This is a genomic window from Aeromonas sp. S5(2024) (genome assembly GCF_041403025.1).
GTDB classification, from domain to species: Bacteria; Pseudomonadota; Gammaproteobacteria; order Enterobacterales; family Aeromonadaceae; genus Aeromonas; species Aeromonas hydrophila.
On the sequence record NZ_JBGLRI010000008.1, the window covers coordinates 137,301 to 154,375 of the forward strand.

General features: G+C 52.4%; 18 protein-coding genes. 14 read left to right on the forward strand and 4 right to left on the reverse strand.

Annotated features, from left to right (window positions below; genetic code table 11):
• Positions 1-114: 114 nt before the first annotated feature.
• The 14 genes from ACB032_RS15980 to ACB032_RS16045 all read left to right on the forward strand — a co-directional run bounded on the left by ACB032_RS15980 (position 115) and on the right by ACB032_RS16045 (position 13,448).
• The gene (locus tag ACB032_RS15980; protein ID WP_010635769.1) at positions 115-501 is read left to right on the forward strand and encodes a TraR/DksA C4-type zinc finger protein; all 387 of its coding nucleotides are present in this window, start codon (positions 115-117) and stop codon (positions 499-501) included.
• 170 nt (positions 502-671) lie between these two features.
• Positions 672-1,529 (forward strand): hypothetical protein, encoded by an 858-nt coding sequence (locus tag ACB032_RS15985; protein WP_017409742.1) that lies wholly within the window; start codon positions 672-674, stop codon positions 1,527-1,529.
• 51 nt (positions 1,530-1,580) lie between these two features.
• On the forward strand, positions 1,581-2,027 hold the full coding sequence (locus ACB032_RS15990; protein ID WP_102989823.1) for a DUF962 domain-containing protein: 447 nt from the start codon (positions 1,581-1,583) through the stop codon (positions 2,025-2,027).
• Positions 2,028-2,048: 21 nt separating this feature from the next.
• Positions 2,049-2,528, forward strand: a complete 480-nt coding sequence (locus tag ACB032_RS15995) for a CreA family protein (RefSeq protein ID WP_011707802.1) — start codon at positions 2,049-2,051, stop codon at positions 2,526-2,528.
• 77 nt (positions 2,529-2,605) lie between these two features.
• On the forward strand, positions 2,606-3,595 hold the full coding sequence (locus ACB032_RS16000; RefSeq protein ID WP_324012820.1) for a 2-hydroxyacid dehydrogenase: 990 nt from the start codon (positions 2,606-2,608) through the stop codon (positions 3,593-3,595).
• A 91-nt stretch (positions 3,596-3,686) separates the two neighbouring features.
• Positions 3,687-5,066, forward strand: a complete 1,380-nt coding sequence (gene yegD, locus ACB032_RS16005; RefSeq protein ID WP_011707804.1) for a molecular chaperone — start codon at positions 3,687-3,689, stop codon at positions 5,064-5,066.
• Positions 5,067-5,219: 153 nt separating this feature from the next.
• Positions 5,220-5,639 (forward strand): META domain-containing protein, encoded by a 420-nt coding sequence (locus ACB032_RS16010; protein ID WP_242797026.1) that lies wholly within the window; start codon positions 5,220-5,222, stop codon positions 5,637-5,639.
• A 70-nt stretch (positions 5,640-5,709) separates the two neighbouring features.
• Complete coding sequence (locus ACB032_RS16015; protein ID WP_017409738.1) at positions 5,710-6,558, forward strand: HDOD domain-containing protein; 849 nt, start codon at positions 5,710-5,712, stop codon at positions 6,556-6,558.
• A gap of 5 nt (positions 6,559-6,563) precedes the next feature.
• Positions 6,564-8,393: a maltodextrin glucosidase gene (malZ, locus tag ACB032_RS16020; RefSeq protein ID WP_371138298.1), complete on the forward strand. Its 1,830-nt coding sequence runs from the start codon at positions 6,564-6,566 to the stop codon at positions 8,391-8,393.
• Between the two features lie 222 nt (positions 8,394-8,615).
• Positions 8,616-9,620, forward strand: a complete 1,005-nt coding sequence (pseB, locus tag ACB032_RS16025) for a UDP-N-acetylglucosamine 4,6-dehydratase (inverting) (protein ID WP_371138299.1) — start codon at positions 8,616-8,618, stop codon at positions 9,618-9,620.
• Positions 9,617-10,750, forward strand: coding sequence for a UDP-4-amino-4,6-dideoxy-N-acetyl-beta-L-altrosamine transaminase (gene pseC / locus ACB032_RS16030; RefSeq protein ID WP_371138300.1), 1,134 nt, complete (start codon positions 9,617-9,619; stop codon positions 10,748-10,750). The genes pseB and pseC overlap by 4 nt, the downstream gene beginning before the upstream one ends.
• Before the next feature lie 124 nt (positions 10,751-10,874).
• Positions 10,875-11,696, forward strand: coding sequence for an NAD-dependent epimerase/dehydratase family protein (locus ACB032_RS16035; protein ID WP_371138301.1), 822 nt, complete (start codon positions 10,875-10,877; stop codon positions 11,694-11,696).
• Positions 11,693-12,361 (forward strand): hypothetical protein, encoded by a 669-nt coding sequence (locus ACB032_RS16040; RefSeq protein ID WP_371138302.1) that lies wholly within the window; start codon positions 11,693-11,695, stop codon positions 12,359-12,361. The genes ACB032_RS16035 and ACB032_RS16040 overlap by 4 nt, the downstream gene beginning before the upstream one ends.
• 4 nt (positions 12,362-12,365) lie before the next feature.
• Entirely contained in the window at positions 12,366-13,448 is a 1,083-nt protein-coding gene (locus ACB032_RS16045; protein WP_371138303.1) for a class I SAM-dependent methyltransferase, read from the forward strand.
• Here the strand turns inward: ACB032_RS16045 and ACB032_RS16050 are convergent.
• The 4 genes from ACB032_RS16050 to rfbF are packed head-to-tail and all read right to left on the reverse strand — an operon-like array spanning position 13,443 to position 17,063.
• The gene (locus ACB032_RS16050) at positions 13,443-14,669 is read right to left on the reverse strand and encodes a class I SAM-dependent methyltransferase (RefSeq protein ID WP_371138304.1); all 1,227 of its coding nucleotides are present in this window, start codon (positions 14,667-14,669) and stop codon (positions 13,443-13,445) included. The genes ACB032_RS16045 and ACB032_RS16050 overlap by 6 nt on opposite strands.
• Entirely contained in the window at positions 14,666-15,229 is a 564-nt protein-coding gene (locus ACB032_RS16055; protein WP_168968212.1) for a dTDP-4-dehydrorhamnose 3,5-epimerase family protein, read from the reverse strand. The genes ACB032_RS16050 and ACB032_RS16055 overlap by 4 nt, the downstream gene beginning before the upstream one ends.
• On the reverse strand, positions 15,226-16,308 hold the full coding sequence (rfbG, locus tag ACB032_RS16060) for a CDP-glucose 4,6-dehydratase (protein WP_371138305.1): 1,083 nt from the start codon (positions 16,306-16,308) through the stop codon (positions 15,226-15,228). The genes ACB032_RS16055 and rfbG overlap by 4 nt, the downstream gene beginning before the upstream one ends.
• Entirely contained in the window at positions 16,293-17,063 is a 771-nt protein-coding gene (gene rfbF / locus ACB032_RS16065; RefSeq protein WP_371138306.1) for a glucose-1-phosphate cytidylyltransferase, read from the reverse strand. Before rfbF ends, rfbG begins: the two co-directional genes overlap by 16 nt.
• Between the last annotated feature and the right edge of the window lie 12 nt (positions 17,064-17,075).

A 17,075-nucleotide genomic window follows, 5' to 3' on the forward strand; every position in this document is an offset into this window, starting at 1 on the left:
TGCACTCTCCTGCTTGGATTTGGTGCAAATTCAGGACACAGGGCTTGGTCTGCAGGCAGACAGCCCCCATAAACAGGGATAATTGGGTTAGTAAACTGACTGGTAGTAAATCGTATGTGTGATTTCATGACTGAAGACCAACTGGCCTTTTACAAGGGACAGATCGAGCGCCAGATCCTCGAACTCGAAGATCGCCTCAACTCCCAGGCCAGCCAGGCCATCGCCACCGATACCAACGAGATGGCTGATGAAATTGACCGTGCCAGCATCGAGGAAGCCCGTCGTCTGGAGCTGAACCGCATCGAGCATGACAAGCTGCATCTGCGCAAGCTGCGTGGTGCCCTCAAGCGCATCAGCGAAGGGGATTTCGGTTACTGCGAATCCTGCGGTGACGAGATCTCCCTCAAGCGGCTGCAGGCTCGTCCCGAGTCCCGCTTCTGCGTTGAATGCCAGAGCACCAAGGAGTTCAACGATACCCACGTGTATCGTCGCGTCGCCTGACGCCTCGCTGCCTGCTCACATTCGTGCGGCGAGCGTTGCCAGCGGGGTGGGCATGCAGGTGACAATGAGGACACCAGGCTGCTCACCCTGGCGGATCACGGCTACGCAGCAAGAGAGTGACAAGTTCTGTTAGACTCCGGGCAAGCCCGGAATCTACAGGAGAGCAGAGAGTGAAATGGTTCCTCAAACTGTGCTTGTGTCTGCCGTTGCTGGCACAAGCACAGACCCTCACGGTCAAGGTTCCCAGCCGGCCGATCAACGACCTCGACAAAGAGTACCAGCTCAAGCTGCTGGAACTGGCGCTGACCCATGCTGGCCAGCCGTTTCGCATCAAGCAGGTCGAACTCAACCTCAACCAGTACAGCCTGCAGCAACAGCTGAGCAAGGGCCAAACCATCAATGTGTTCTGGATGGGGACCTCCAGCGCCCTCGAATCCTCGCTCATCGCCGTGCCGATCCCGCTGTTTCGCGGTCTGGAAGGGCTGCGGCTCTCCTTCATCCACGCCGATGCCCAGGAGAAGTTCAACCAGATCAACTCGCTGGCCGACCTCAAGCAGCTGAAGGCGGCGCAAGGGGTGGGCTGGGCCGACAACAAGATCCTGGAGAACGCCGGCATCCCCACCTACTCGGGGCGCTACAGCAACCTGTTTCGGCTGATCAACGACGGTGACAAGCTGGACTTTTTCCCGCGCAACCTGGTGGAGATCTTCGCCGAGCGCAGCGAGCTGGTGGCGCAATATCCCAACCTGGTCATCGATCAGCACCTGCTGATCCGCTACCCCTTCGCCGAGTTCTTCTTCGTCAGCCCGGAATCCCCCAAGCTGGCCAAGGCGATCCAGACCGGGCTTGAGCGGGCCTATGCCGACGGCAGCTTCATGAAGTTCTTTCGGGAGAACCCCAAGATCCGCGAGGCCCTGGCCAGCGCCAATCTCGAGCGGCGGGTCACCATCTCCCTGCCCAATCCCGACATGACACCGTTGCTAAAATCCATTCCGGCCCAATATTGGGAGTATCCCCCGCAGGGATAAGAGTCGGCCACCTCAACCGGGGTGGCACCCACAGCGCGCCAGGGAGGTGCCATGAAGGGAATCGAGGAGTGGTTTGAACTGTACGGCCAGAGCCACCGGCACCCGGTCAATGTGGCGATCCACAAGCTGGCGGTGCCCGGTATCTATCTCTGCGCCCTGGCCCTGCTCTGGTGCCTGCCGGCCGGGCCGCTGCCGCCGTCGCTCAACTGGGCCGCGCTGGTCGCCATCCCCGTGCTGGCCTTCTATCTGCGGCTGTCATTTGCGCTGTTTGTGGGCATGACGGTGCTGACCGCACTGGGACTGGTCATTTGCCACAGCTGGCAAGGCCCCTTGCTGTGGCCGGCGCTGGCCGGGTTCGTGCTGCTCTGGATAGCCCAGTTCGTCGGTCACAAGATCGAGGGCAAGCGCCCCTCCTTCCTCGCCGACCTGCAATTTTTGCTGATCGGCCCCGCCTGGGTGCTGGCCAGCCTCTATCGTCGTTTGGGCATTCCCTACTGAGGGAAGCCAACAGGAGAGACCATGAGACATCCTCAGATCCTTGCTCGCGCCCTGCCGCTGCTGCTGGGCGCACTGATTGCCGGCCCGGCGCTGGCCGACAAGGCCGACCCCGTCGGCGAGGTGAGCACCGCCTTCAAGCTGTTTGGCCCCAACCATAAGATCCTGGTGGAGGCGTTCGACGATCCCCGCATCGACGGCGTCGCCTGCTATCTGGCGCGTCCCAAGACCGGCGGCGTCAAGGGCGGACTCGGGCTGGCGGAAGATCCCTCCCACGCCTCCCTCTCGTGCCACCAGATTGGCCCCATCACCCTGCCCGCCAAGTTGAAGGCGGGGGAAGAGGTGTTCGACGTCAGCACCTCGCTGGTGTTCAAGGAGCAGAAAGTGGTGCGCTTTTACGATCAGAAGCGCAACGCGCTGGTCTATCTGACTTACAGCACCAAGCTGGTGGATGGCTCTTACAAGAGCGCGGTCAGCGCCGTGCCCATCATGCCGTGGGGCTGAATCCCCACCATTTATCCCGTGATGACGACCCATATTTGCTGTAATTTAACTACATCATTATCTGCGGAGAGCACACCATGAGAGTCGCCGTTTTCAGTACCAAGAGCTACGACAAAGAGCACTTCAATCAGGCCAACAGCCAGTACGGTTATGAACTGGAGTTCTTCGACGTGCGGCTGGAGGCCAAGACTGCCCGGCTGGCCCACGGCTTCCCGGTGGTGTGCCTGTTCGTCAACGACGATGCCGACCGCGAGGTGCTGACCGAGCTGGCCACCCATGGCACCAAGGTGATCGCCCTCCGCTGTGCCGGCTACAACAACGTGGATCTGGTCGCTGCCAAGGAGCTGGGGCTGAAGGTGGTGCGAGTGCCCGCCTACTCCCCGGAAGCGGTCGCCGAGCACGCGGTGGGCCTGATGATGACCCTCAACCGTCGCATCCACAAAGCCTATCAGCGCACCCGCGATGCCAACTTCTCGCTGGAGGGGCTGGTCGGCTTCAACATGCACGGTCGCACCGCCGGCATCATCGGCACCGGCAAGATCGGCATCGCCACCCTGCGCATCCTCAAGGGCTTCGGCATGCGCCTGCTGGTGAGCGATCCCTATCCGAACCAAGCGGCCATCGATCTCGGTGCCGAGTACGTGGATCTCGATACCTTGTTCCGCCAGTCCGACGTCATCAGCCTGCACTGCCCGCTGTTCAAGGAGAACTACCACCTGCTGAACAAGGAGGCGTTCGCCAAGATGAAGGACGGGGTGATGATCATCAACACCAGCCGGGGCGGCCTGCTCGACTCCAACGCCGCCATCGAGGCGCTCAAGACCGCCCGCATCGGCGCGCTGGGGCTGGATGTCTACGAGGAAGAAGAAGATCTCTTCTTCGCCGACAAGTCCAACGAGGTGATCACCGATGACGTGTTCCGCCGCCTATCGGCCTGCCACAACGTGCTGTTCACCGGTCACCAGGCCTTCCTGACCCGCGAGGCGCTGCACGCCATCGCCGACACCACCCTCAGCAACATCCGCGCCATCGACAGCCAAGGCCGCTCTGACAACGAGGTGGAGTAAACCACCGCGCAATAAGCGAGGCGCCGGGTTGTGAGACCCGGCGCCTTCGGGTAGGCTACCAGCCCTTTTTTGCTCAGGAGTCTGGCTGCCCATGTTTATCGGATTTGATTACGGTACCTCCAACTGTGCCGTCGCCGTGATGGAACAAGGCAGCCCCAGGCTGCTGAACCTGAGCGGTGCCCACTACCTCCCCTCCACCCTGCACGCGCCCCACCGGGATGCCATCGCCGGCCTGCTGGCCGAAGGGCTGGCCCCCGCCCAGCAGAGCGAGTACCTCAAGCTGCGCGGCCCCGTGGTCACCCGGGCCCAGGCGGTACGCCGCCAGATGCGCGAAGAGGGGCTGATCGACGAGCTCAGCTTTGGCGCCGCGGCGCTGGAGCGCTATCTGGAAGAGCCGGACGACGGCTACTACCTCAAGTCGCCGAAATCCTTCCTTGGCGCCTACGGCCTCAAGGCTCCGCAGATCGCCCTGTTCGAAGACATCGTCTGCGCCATGATGCTGCACGTGCGGCGCGAGGCGGAGCAGCAACTCGGCGCGCCGATCCGCCGGGCCGTGGTCGGCCGCCCGGTCAACTTCCAGGGGCTGGCGGGGGAAGAGAGCAACCGTCAGGCCATCGCCATCCTGAGCGAAGCGGCCCGCCTCGCCGGGTTCGAGCAGGTGGAGTTTCTCTATGAACCGGTGGCGGCCGGCTTCGAATTCGAGGCCCGCCTGACCGAAGATGCGGTGGTACTGGTGGTGGACATCGGCGGCGGCACCACCGACTGCTCGGTGCTGCGGATGGGCCCGAGCCACCGCGACCGGCTCGATCGCGACGGCGATCTGCTCGGCCACAGCGGCCAGCGCATCGGTGGCAACGACTTCGACATCCGGCTGACGGTGGAGGGCATGATGCCGCTGCTCGGCATGCACGAGACCCTCAAGACCGGCAAGCCGCTGCCCCACCCGCTGTTCTGGGACGCTGCCGCCATCAACGACGTCAGCGCCCAGAGCCGCTTCTACAGCCTGGATACCGCCCGCCAGCTGCAGGATCTGCAACTCGACAGCCAGCCCGGCAGCAAGCTGGGCCGCCTCGCCAGTCTGCGCGCCCACAAGCTGAGCCACCAGCTGGTGTGGCGTGCCGAGCAGGGCAAGATCGCCCTCTCGACGCAGGAGTCCAATCACCAGTCGCTGAGCGAGCTGGAAAAAGGGCTGGAGGCGGAGCTGACCCGCGAACAGCTGGCCAATGCCTCTGCCCTGCTGCTGGAGAAGATTGGCGAGCTGATGGATGAAGCCATCGCCGCCGCCGGCGTGCAGCCGGATCGGGTCTTCATCACCGGCGGCAGCGCCCGCTCCCCGCTGATCCAGGCCTTCATCCGCCAGAAGCTGCCCCAGGTGCCGCTGGAAGGGGGTGATGACTTCGGCTCGGTCGCCTCCGGTCTGGCCCGTTACGCCGAGCGGCTGTTTGGCAGCGGTCAACCCACCCCGATCTGACCCAAATGAAATCTGGCGGAGGGTCTGTGTTGCCATTTAACGACACAGGCCCCACCCACAGGGCGACAGAAGCAGTCGGGGGCGCTCCCCCTCGCCCTGCCTGAGGGCGCGCACAGAGGGTATGCTTGTCACTCCCACTACCGGAGCCCTTTCATGCCCAGATTCTTGCTACTGCTGCTCGCCCTGCTTCTGCTCAGCGCCTGCAGCAGTACTCCCCGCTTCGCCTCGCAAGACCTGCAGCACCACCACTGGGTGCTCGACAAGCTGGATGGCCAGCCCGTTGCCGCGCCGCGAGACAACCCGCCCGATTTCGAGATAGGTGAGCACTTCACCGTCAACGGCATCGCCGGTTGCAACCGCTACTTCGGGCAGGGCCACCTCGAGGGGAACAAGTTCTGGGTGACCAGTCTGGGCAGCACCGAGATGGCCTGTCTGGCCCCGCTCGATGCCGTGGAGCAGGCGGTGCTGACCACCCTTACCGAAGGGGCCACCCTGAACGGTACTACCCAGACCCTGATCCTGCAGGGCAAACGGCATCGTTTGGAATACACCCTGCGCGACTGGGTGCTCTAGGGCTCACAAACCGGCATCACAAACAGGAACATGTGCCCCGCCTGTGGCACAATATGAGGCAGTGCTCGCAATGGAGGCTGCCTCAGCCATGTCGATGGACCGTCTGTTTGACAAGATCAAACAACTCCCCACTATCCCGCAACTGCTGCATGAGTTGATGCAGAGCTTCAGCGATGAAAATGCCCGCATCGACGAGATTGCGGCCAAGATCGCCATGGACCAGGTGATCAGCGTCAAGGTGCTGCGAATGGCCAACTCGGCCGCCCTGCGCCGTGGCAACGAAGTCACTTCCATCGAACAGGCGGTCATCCGCCTCGGTTTCAACCGGCTGCGCTCTGTGGTGGTCGCCTCCGGTATCATCGGCAGCTTCAAGGCGCCTCCCAGCTTCGACAAGAACAAGTTCTGGACCGAGACCTTCCAGGTCGCCACCATCGCCAAGACCCTGGCCCAGGAGGCCAAGGTGCTCGACCCCGAGACCGCCTTTACCTGCGCCCTCATCCACAACATCGGCGAACTGCTGATCCAGAGCACATTGCCGGAAGAGGCGGAGCTCATCAGTCTGGCGATCCAGAAGGGGAGCAGCCGGGTCGAGGCCCAGCGCGAGATGCTGGGCTACGACTATGCCCAGCTCGGCGCCGAGCTGGCACGGCGCTGGAATCTCTCCGAGGCCTTCGTCGATGCCATCTCCCAGCAGCTGGATCCCCTCTCCCACGACCCGGTCAGCAAGGAGGCGGTGTTGATCCGCCTGGCGGTCTTCATCTCCTTCGCCTGGAACGCGGGAGTGCCGGCCCAGGCCATCATCGCCCGCTTCCCCAAGCCACTGGCCGACCAGCTGGGGCTGGATCCCAAGTCGCTCGCCGGCCAGCTCGAAACCTTGCATGAACAGGGCAATGCCCTCGCCGATCTTCTGACTCAATAAGCATCATGACCCATCCATTTCTGTTTCATCCCCAGGTGGCGCCCTGGTTCAAAGAGAGCGCCGATGCCCTGCAACTGACCCTGTTCAGCGAGCTGGATGCCCCGATCCGTGAGGTGTGGCTGCGCCACGAGCCGGACAACGAGGAGTACCTGATCCCGATGACGGCGGTCTCCACCCGTGACCGGCTGCAGGTATGGCAGGCGACCCTGCCGCTCATCAAAGGGCAGGACATTCACCTCTACTGTTTCAAGTGTCTGACCGATGAGGAGCAGTGGTGGCTGCACGGGGCCGGCGTCAGCGCCGCCATGCCGCCGCGCGAGCAGCATTTTCGCTTCAACAGCCTGCACCAGCCACCGGCCTGGGTGCAGGACCAGGTATTCTACCAGATCTTCCCCGAGCGCTTCTGCAACGGCGACCCGTCGCTCAGCGTCAAACATCACGAGTACGAGTACAGGGGCAAGGCGGTGATCAGCAAGGCGTGGGGCGAGCCGGTCAGCCGCCACGAAGAGGGCCACGGCGCCTGCGAATTCTACGGTGGCGACCTGGCGGGCATCGATGCCAAGCTGCACTACCTGCAATCTCTCGGGGTGACGGCGCTCTATCTCAACCCCATCTTCGATTCGCCGAGCAACCACAAGTACGACACCCAGGACTACTTCAAGGTGGATGCGCATCTGGGCACCAACGCCCAGTTTGCCGAGCTGACCCGCAACCTGCACCAGCGCGGCATGAAGATCATCCTGGATGCGGTGGTCAACCACACCTCGACCGAGCACCCTTGGTTCTGCCCGCCGCTGGGCGCCCAGCGCAACCCGGACTCACCGTGGCGCAGCTTCTACACCTTTGACAACGAAGGGGATTACGTCAGCTGGAAGGGCATCCGCAGCCTGCCCAAGCTCGACTTCTCCAGCGAACAGGTGCAGGACGCCGTCTACCGCGCCGACGACGCCATCCTGCGTTACTGGATGCGTGCCCCCTACCAGATCGATGGTTGGCGCTTCGACGTCATCCACATGCTGGGGGAGCGTGGCACCGCCGAGGGCAACCGCGGCCACGTACGTGCCATTCGCGGCGCGGTGAAGCAGGAGAACCCGGACGCCTACGTGCTGGGCGAGCACTTCTTCGAGGCAAGCCAGTGGCTACAGGGGGATCAGGAGGACGGCGCCATGAACTACTACGGCTTCGCCCACCCGATCCGCGCTTTCCTGGCGGGACAGGACATCGCCTACCACCCCATCAAGATCAGCGCCGAAGAGCTCGATCGCTGGCTCAAGCTGGCGCGGGCCCACATTCCGTTCAAGAACCAGCTGGCCCAGTTCAACCTGCTGGACAGCCACGACACCGCCCGCTTCCTCCACCTGCTGGGGGAGGACAAACAGCGGATGCGACTCGCGGCCACCCTGCTGCTCACCTACATCGGCGTGCCCTCCATCTACTACGGCGATGAAGTGGGACTCTCTGGCGGCAACGATCCGGACTGCCGCCGCTGCTTCCCGTGGGAGACCACCGCCTGGGATCACGTACTGCACGACCATTACCGCCGGTTGATCCAGATCCGCCGCCAGCGTCCAGCACTGCGTCGCGGCGACATCCAGACCCTCTATGCCGGTCCACACAGCTATGTGTTTGCCCGCACCCTGCAAAGTGATCAGGTGGTGGTGGCCTGCAACCGTCATCCCAGCGAGCCGCGCACCATCAGCCTGCCCCTGTGGCAGACCGCGAGCCCGGCCAGCCGCTTCACTGACGCCTTCAACGGCGACAAATTCGAAGTGGTGCAGGGAGAAGTACAGCTCACCATCCCCGCAAACTCAGCTAGAGTGTTGCTCTCCAGCTAGGCGTCAAAAAAGCGGCCCCCCTGTGTTCCGCTTTTTGTTAAAGCCCCCGAGATCGCATAAAGTTGTTTGAGCTGGGTTGGATTTCTCTATGAATCATCTAGTTAGTTCACTCAGAGTGGAATAAAACTGGCATCATACAAGACCGCTTCCGACCCTTTTCGGCTAAACTGGCCCAAGGCACATAAATTGCTTGTCACTTGGCATCACTAGCGAGAATCCGTCATGTTCGACAATAAAACCCTATTGATTACCGGCGGCACTGGCTCGTTTGGCAAGATGCTGGTCAAGACAGTGCTGGAACGCTACAAGCCGAAACGGCTGATCATCTACTCCCGCGACGAGCTGAAACAGTTCGAGATGCAGCAGGTCTTCAACGCCCCCTGCATGCGCTATTTCATCGGCGACGTGCGGGACGCCAACCGGCTCACCATGGCAATGCGCGGGGTTGACTATGTGGTGCATGCGGCGGCGCTCAAACAGGTACCGGCCGCCGAATACAACCCCATGGAGTGCATCAAGACCAACATCCACGGGGCCGAGAACGTCATCCAGGCCGCCCTGCTCAATCAGGTCAAGAAGGTGATCGCCCTCTCCACCGACAAGGCCGCCAACCCCATCAACCTGTACGGCGCCACCAAGCTGGCCTCCGACAAGCTGTTCGTCGCCGCCAACAACATCGCCGGTCAGGATCCAACCCGTTTTGCGGTGGTGCGCTACGGCAACGTGGTGGGATCGCGCGGTTCTGTGGTGCCCTTCTTCCAGAAACGGATCGATCAGGGCGCCACCACCCTGCCCATCACTCACACCGAGATGACTCGTTTCTGGATCACCCTGCAGCAGGGGGTGGACTTCGTGATGAACAACTTCCCGCGCATGAAGGGGGGTGAGATTTTCGTGCCCAAGCTGCCCTCGGTGCGGATCACCGACCTGGCTACCGCCATGGCCCCTCAGCTGGACCAGGAGATCATCGGCATCCGGCCGGGTGAAAAACTGCATGAAGTGATGTGCCCGTGTGACGACTCCTACCACACCTTCGAGTTCGACGACTTCTTCATCATCGGACCGACCATCAATTTCAACAATCGCAACAATGACTTTTCTGTCACCGCCTCAGGTGAAAAGGGAACTATGGTGACCCAGGGATTCGAGTACAACTCCCGTGACAACGAGGATTTCCTGACGGTTGAACAGCTGAAAGCATTGAACAGCAAGGTGGTAATGGAATGATCCCGTACGGCAGACAGTCGATCAGCGAAGCGGATATCGAAGCCGTGGTCGAAGTATTGAGGTCCGATTTTCTGACCCAGGGGCCAGTGGTACCCCGCTTCGAGCAGGCAGTGGCGGATTACTGTGGTGCCCGCTTCGGGGTGGCGGTCAACTCAGGTACAGCCGCCCTGCATATCGCCTGTCTGGCACTGGGTGTCGGCCCGGGTGACTGGGTCTGGACCTCCCCCATCAGCTTTGTCGCCTCGGCCAACTGCGCACTCTATTGCGGAGCACAGGTCGACTTCGTCGACATCGAGCCCGATACCGGCAACATGTGCGCCATGGAGCTGGAGCGCAAGCTGGTAGCCGCCAAGGCGCAAGGATGTCTGCCCAAGGTGGTCATCCCGGTACACTTCGCAGGCCTGCCCTGCGACATGCAGGAGATCCATCGTCTGGGACAAGAGTACGGCTTTCGGATCATCGAGGATGCCTGTCACGCTCTCGGCGCCCGCTATCAGGGTGAACCCACCGGCAACTGCCGCTACAGTGACATCACCGTCTTTAGCTTCCATCCGGTGAAGATCATCACCACCGGCGAAGGCGGCATGACGATGACCAATGACCCTGCGCTCGCCAAAACCATGAGCATGTTGCGCAGCCACGGCATCACCCGGGATCCGGCCGACTTCATCAACGAACCGGACGGCCCCTGGTACTACGAGCAGCAAATGCTCGGTTTCAACTACCGGATGACCGACATCCAGGCTGCATTAGGGTTGAGTCAGATGGCTCGACTCGAGGAATTCTTGGTTAAACGACGGAAAATTGCTGCGCGTTATCAGGCTGAATTACCACGCCTTGGCTTGGAAGTTTTATCAGACCGTAATAATCGACTCTCAGCTTGGCACCTGTTTGTTATCAAAGTCCAGACGGAAAACCGTAAGACTTGGTTTGAATTACTGAGATCATGTGGGCTTGGTGTAAACTTGCATTACGTACCTATCTACAACCAGCCTTATCATCATCAGGCTGAATGTATGCAGAAAATAGCAAGTATTTTTTCTGCTCAGAGTATATCGTTACCGATCTACCCAGATGTTGAACCATCGATAATCATAAACTCAATTAGTAACATTGAATTTGTAAGCTAGATAATATGTAAAAAATATAAATAGATATTAACCTCTGCTGCTGCCTCATCTCTAGATAAAATTCACCCTATAAATAGCTCTCTCAAAATCATTATTTCATTGTAGTAACTTTAAGGAGCCGATAATGAAATCAAAGCAAGTTATAGTTACCGGTGCGACAGGATTTATAGGGCAGCATCTAATACCCTCTCTAATAGAACAGGGATATAGTGTAGTAGCAATCTCCCGAAACGTTAAAAAAGGGCATCAATTCGATTGGTTCGAAAAAGTACAATTTGTTTCAATGGACTATCATGAGGATGATTTCAATTTCACTCCAGAGGAAGGCTCAAGCCTTATTCACCTTGCTTGGCAAGGATTATCAAACTATATGTCGCTTTCTCATTTTGAAGAGGATCTTCCTAAAAGCTACAATTTCATTAAAAGATGCATATCATTGGGTGTTAAAAATGTCCTTATAACAGGAACATGCTATGAATATGGCATGCAACATGGGCAGTTATCAAGTTCGACCAAGACTGCCCCAGTCACTCCATATGGATTAGCAAAAGACTGCCTAAGACTATTCCTAGAAAATTTAAAACTGGAACACCCATTCACTCTACAATGGACTCGACTCTTTTATATATATGGTCATGGACAGAATAATAACTCTATAATTACTCAACTAGATGCAGCAATTGAGAGAAACGATCCTATATTTTATATGAGCGGAGGAGAACAGCTAAGAGATTACCTACCAGTTGATGTAGCAATCATGCAGATTATAGAGATATTCAGTTCCGATCAAAATGGAATATTTAACATCTGTAGTGGCCAGCCGATTTCAATAAGAAGACTCGTAGAAAAAAGAATATTAGAAAAAGAGTCCAACATTTCTATATCGTTAGGCCACTTCCCATATAGAAGTTATGAGCCAATGGCTTTCTGGGGTACCAAAGAATGAAGTTCGACATTAGGGAAACCACAGATAAAATATTAGATGATCTTTCTGAATACATGATCCAACAGTTAAGTTTTCTTTATCCAAGCACATCAATAAATGAAGATAAACTAGCAATCAAAAATAGCTTGCCATTAGCACTTAGGAGAATGAAGGAAATAAAGAAAGTCGCCATGCCATATGATGAAAACATATTCTACACATACCATTCTATGGAATATAGTACTTTTCTTTATATCATAGCAAACACTATATACTTGACGAATGGGAGTATAGAACTATGTGATAGGCTTTTTCTCCTTAATAGGTCATTAAATTCAATTGATCTATTTTACAAAAACAATATGCCACCAATATTTATAATTGCCCATGGATTAGGCTGTGTAATAGGCAATGCAGAGTATGGAAATAATCTCATTTTCTTTCAAAATACAACAATTGGCAGAGTTGGAAATGACAGTCCAAAAATAGGAGATAATGTGATAATCTATCCAAACTGCGTTATTACAGGCAAGACTATTATTGGTTCTAACTGTGTAATATCTGCTGGGACTGTAATACACAACAGAATAGTTCCTGATAATAGTCTCGTTAGATCTTCAGGTAATGAAATAAAATTCTCCTCCTTAAAAAGGGATTACTTAGGATATTACTTCAGAGGAAAATAATTATATGTCAAAGAGTATTTTTGTTCCTGCGTTACCAAATAGTCCACTTATGTCAAAAAGTGATGAAGCTTTACATGGAGAGATACATCTTAGATTTAATCCGGAACTAGACTTTATTGAAAATTATGCCTTTGATCCAAAAAAAGCTACATATGACAATAATTATCAGAACAGTCAAGCCCATTCAGATATATTCAATGCTCATATGAAAGGGATGTTTGGGATTATTAAGAAATACATCCCCAAAGGAGGTTTAGTTGTAGAGGTTGGATGTGGCAAAGGGGACTTTGTTGAACTAATGGAATCTGATAGCTCATTCTCAGTAATTGGCTATGATGCAACCTATGATGGTGATAATCCTCTTATTGAAAAAAGATATCTATCATTTAACGATAAAATAGATGCTGACTTCGTTATTCTACGCCATGTTCTAGAGCATATTCAAAATCCACACGCCTTTTTGGTTCTTATGCAACATGTCTTCGGACATGTTAAAATATACATAGAAGTGCCTAATTATAGCTGGATTATAGAAAACCAAGCATTCTATGATATAACTTATGAGCATGTGAATTATTTCACACCATATTCTTTAGCATATCTCTTCGATCACCAAATACATAATTCAGGATTGTGCTTTAACAATCAATATCAGTTTTTAATAGCCGACCTTCAATTACTTTCCAATACTTACCAAGAGCAATATCTCAGTAATCAATGGATTGATATAGACTTTTATAAAACATTTCACATGCTCTCAGAAAAAATACTCCACATAGAGAAGAAGATAATAGAGAGTAATAAAATATATATCTGGGGTGCGTCCACCAAGGGTTGTATGTTCCTCGTACACTGCCTTGACCGTTCAAAGATAATAGATAACATTGGATTCGCCATAGACATTAATCCCAAAAAATGGGGGAAGTATCTACCTGGCTCACACGTTCCCATCAAATCAAAGGATGAATTTTTTCATACTGTTAGAGAAGAAGACATCTTGGTGATCGCAAACCCAAATTATAAAGACGAAATTATTTTCGAACTTACTTCACAAAAAATAAATAATCTAATTATAATCACATTATAATATTCTCAGAGAGGGGATTGCTGTGATGAATTTTGTGTTGAACTCTCGGAGATAATCTAATTGATTGATTATTTCATCTGAGATATTCCATGGTAATATCAGTACATAATCAGGGATCGACAAACATAAATCCTCAGGATGAAAAATTGGAATATGACTACCAGGTAAAAATAATCCCTGCTTTGACTTTGCTGCATCATATACACAAGGTAATAAATCCTTTCTAATACCAGCATAATTCAAAAGGGTATTACCTTTAGCTGCTGCACCATATGCAGCCACAGTTTTACCTGCATGTTTCTGTAATAATAAAAATCCAAGTAGCTCATTCTTAATATTATTCACTTTCTCCTGAAAATCAGCATAAATATCTTTACTCTGTAAACCAAAATGCTCTTCTTCAGCTAGAACCTTACCAACCTCAGAACTAATACAGCGAGACTCCTCGGCATGACCCGCATATATACGCAAGCTACCTCCATGTGTAGGCAATCTCTCAACATTAAAAACTCTCAAACCTACAGAGTCGAGTATTCTCTTAACTACTTGTAATGAAAGATAAGAGAAATGCTCATGATAAATAGTATCAAATTGTATTTTATTTAATAACTCCAACACATGAGGAAACTCTAGAGTGATAACCCCATCCCGCCTAAGCAAAATTTTCATACCAAGACAAAAATCATTTATATCGGGGACATGTGCTAGCACATTATTTCCGATTAATAGATCTGCACTTTTATTCTCTGCAACCAGATGACGAGCCAGTTCCGAACCAAAGAAGTGTCTAATTATCGGAATACCTATTTTTTCTGCAGCATCGGCTGTACAGTCCGTTGGCTCAATACCAAAACAAGGTATATCTGCTGCCACAAAATTTTTTAATAAATAACCATCATTAGCGGCTATTTCAACCACTAGACTTTTAGAATCCAAACTTTGCTCAGATATCATTTTTTTGCAATATCTAGCAGCATGTTCTAGCCAACTAACTGATGTACTAGAGAAATACGCATAGTCGGCTTTGAATAATGACTTAGCATCAGTGAAGTCTTCTGTTTGAACCAGCCAACACTCATCACATACATGCAAGCGAAGAGGGTATGTTATTTCTGGAGCATTTAGATCATGGGTTTTTAAATACGCATTAGATGGAGGTGTAAAACCCAAATCTAGAAAGGGAAAATTTTTCAATTGTTTATTACAATGTCGGCATTTCATGGCACTATGATTCCTTGGAAAGAAATATCTAATAGAGGACGGATACGATCTCTTTCTGATATTTCAGAAGCAGCTAATGGCCACTTGATGTCAAGCTCTGGGTCAAATGGATTCAACCCACCCTCAGCTTCAGCACGATATTCTGTAGAATGGCAGTATATCATCTCAACATCATCACATAGAGTCTGGAATCCATGAGCAAATCCCTCTGGAATTAGTAGTGAATGATGCGTATCAGATGACAACTCTTCAACGTGATAACATAAAAAAGTGGGAGAATTAGCCCGAATATCTATAACCACATCCCATACCCGACCACGGATACAAGTGACTAATTTTTTTTCTGCATATGGTGAATGTTGAAAATGCATCCCTCGCAACGTTCCCTTCAGTAAAGTTCTCGTCATATTCATTTGTATGGCAGAAGAGTCCCACCCTAAAGCGGACATGTCATTTTCACAGAACAGCCTACTAAATTCACCGCGGTGATCAAGAAACACATTTCTTTGTAACAGTAAAACTCCAGGGAGAGGTTGCGCCAAAGTAGTGAACGAGCTCATCTTCCACCCTTTTCAAATAAATCAATTTGCTGTTGACATAACTCTCTAGCTTCATAACCATGATACCAATCTTTATACCATGTCATTGTTTGCTTGATAGCATCTAATAATGACCAGCGTGGTATGACGCCTAACCTAATATTGGCCTTGGTTGTTTCCAATGCCAAATATTCTGCCTCATAAGGCTCGTCACTGCTTCCACACCAAGTTACCTCACCTTTTCCGAATACATTTCTTGCCTCCATAATAACATCCTTAACACTCGCGAGTTCATGGCTATGTGGGCCAAAATTATACGCCCCCGAAAAAGCTGAGGATTCATAAAGATGCTTTGCTAAAGTCAAGTATGCCGATATCGGCTCCAAAACATGTTGCCATGGTCGAATAGCCTCCGGGTTTCTTATCAACAGATTCCCACCCCCTTGCCAAGCACGTATAGCATCGGGAATTAAGCGGTCCGCTGACCAATCCCCCCCGCCTATAACATTGCCAGCACGAGCAGATGCCAAAACGATTCCTTGTTCTGCCAAGAATGCATCTCTATAACTATTTATGACGAGCTCACAGGCAGCTTTACTAGCGCTATATGGATCATGACCTCCTAGAGTATCAGTCTCACGACAAGGCCATATTGATGATGCATTTGAATATACTTTATCTGTTGTCACCATTACCATACTCTTGACTGAGCTAACTCCACGAACGGCTTCAAGCAAGTGTACAGTTCCCATGATATTTGTTTCGAAAGTATTTACCGGGTTACGATAGCTCTCACGAACTAATGCCTGAGCAGCCAGATGAAATATAATATCGGGCTGAAATAAACGAACCAAAGATGCTAGGCTATATTTATCATTTATATTGCAAATGTGATGTTCACATAGCTCTGATATATTTGCAGCTTCAAATAGATTAGGAGAGGTCAATGGCGCTAAACCCACCCCCATGACAGAGGCCCCTAAATTATGCAGCCATAAAGTTAACCAACTACCTTTAAACCCAGTATGCCCTGTAACAAGGACTCTTTTACCTTTCCAAAAATAAGAATCATGCATTTTATCCATTACCAAACTTTCCATGGAGCTTGATTACTCATCCACAATTCTTCCAATTGATTTTTTTCTCGTAGAGTATCCATTGGTTGCCAGAAACCATGGTGTTCAAAAGAAACCAACTCCTTAATATTAGCTAATTCTATTAAAGGGTCACCTTCCCAGCTACACTGGTCACCATTCAACAACTTGAATACTGCTGGTGAAAGTACGAAAAAACCACCATTGATCAGACCACCATCTCCTCTTGGTTTTTCAGAAAAGCCTGTAACAACCTCCCCATCGCGAGTCAATGCACCATAACGCCCTGGAGGAGAGACAGCAGTAACGGTAGCAATTTTCCCATGAGATTTATGGAAGTCTATTAGCTCCTTAATATTAAGGTTACTGAGGCCATCACCGTAAGTAAAACAAAACTCTGACTCTCCCCTTAAATATTCTTCTACACGCTGTAGCCGCCCTCCAGTTAGAGTATTCTCCCCAGTATCTACTAATGTTACACGCCATGGCTCTACATGATTATGATGAACTTCCATTCTATTATTAAGCATGTCAAATGTCACATCAGACATATGCAAGAAATAATTTGCAAAGTATTCTTTTATTACATACCCTTTGTACCCTAGGCAAATAATAAAATCATTTACGCCATAATGTGAATATATTTTCATTATATGCCATAGAATTGGCTTGCCACCAATTTCTATCATTGGTTTTGGACGAAGATGAGACTCCTCACTAATCCTAGTACCCAAGCCTCCAGCAAGAATAACTACTTTCATCCATCCTCCATT

Coding starts and splice junctions, on each gene's coding strand:
- ACB032_RS15980 (WP_010635769.1), top strand. CDS start 115: ATGTGTGATTTCATGACTGAAGACCAACTGGCCTTTTACAAGGGACAG.
- ACB032_RS15990 (WP_102989823.1), top strand. CDS start 1,581: ATGAAGGGAATCGAGGAGTGGTTTGAACTGTACGGCCAGAGCCACCGG.
- ACB032_RS15995 (WP_011707802.1), top strand. CDS start 2,049: ATGAGACATCCTCAGATCCTTGCTCGCGCCCTGCCGCTGCTGCTGGGC.
- ACB032_RS16000 (WP_324012820.1), top strand. CDS start 2,606: ATGAGAGTCGCCGTTTTCAGTACCAAGAGCTACGACAAAGAGCACTTC.
- yegD (WP_011707804.1), top strand. CDS start 3,687: ATGTTTATCGGATTTGATTACGGTACCTCCAACTGTGCCGTCGCCGTG.
- ACB032_RS16010 (WP_242797026.1), top strand. CDS start 5,220: ATGCCCAGATTCTTGCTACTGCTGCTCGCCCTGCTTCTGCTCAGCGCC.
- ACB032_RS16015 (WP_017409738.1), top strand. CDS start 5,710: ATGGAGGCTGCCTCAGCCATGTCGATGGACCGTCTGTTTGACAAGATC.
- malZ (WP_371138298.1), top strand. CDS start 6,564: ATGACCCATCCATTTCTGTTTCATCCCCAGGTGGCGCCCTGGTTCAAA.
- pseB (WP_371138299.1), top strand. CDS start 8,616: ATGTTCGACAATAAAACCCTATTGATTACCGGCGGCACTGGCTCGTTT.
- pseC (WP_371138300.1), top strand. CDS start 9,617: ATGATCCCGTACGGCAGACAGTCGATCAGCGAAGCGGATATCGAAGCC.
- ACB032_RS16035 (WP_371138301.1), top strand. CDS start 10,875: ATGAAATCAAAGCAAGTTATAGTTACCGGTGCGACAGGATTTATAGGG.
- ACB032_RS16040 (WP_371138302.1), top strand. CDS start 11,693: ATGAAGTTCGACATTAGGGAAACCACAGATAAAATATTAGATGATCTT.
- ACB032_RS16045 (WP_371138303.1), top strand. CDS start 12,366: ATGTCAAAGAGTATTTTTGTTCCTGCGTTACCAAATAGTCCACTTATG.
- ACB032_RS16050 (WP_371138304.1), bottom strand. CDS start 14,669: ATGAAATGCCGACATTGTAATAAACAATTGAAAAATTTTCCCTTTCTA.
- ACB032_RS16055 (WP_168968212.1), bottom strand. CDS start 15,229: ATGAGCTCGTTCACTACTTTGGCGCAACCTCTCCCTGGAGTTTTACTG.
- rfbG (WP_371138305.1), bottom strand. CDS start 16,308: ATGGAAAGTTTGGTAATGGATAAAATGCATGATTCTTATTTTTGGAAA.
- rfbF (WP_371138306.1), bottom strand. CDS start 17,063: ATGAAAGTAGTTATTCTTGCTGGAGGCTTGGGTACTAGGATTAGTGAG.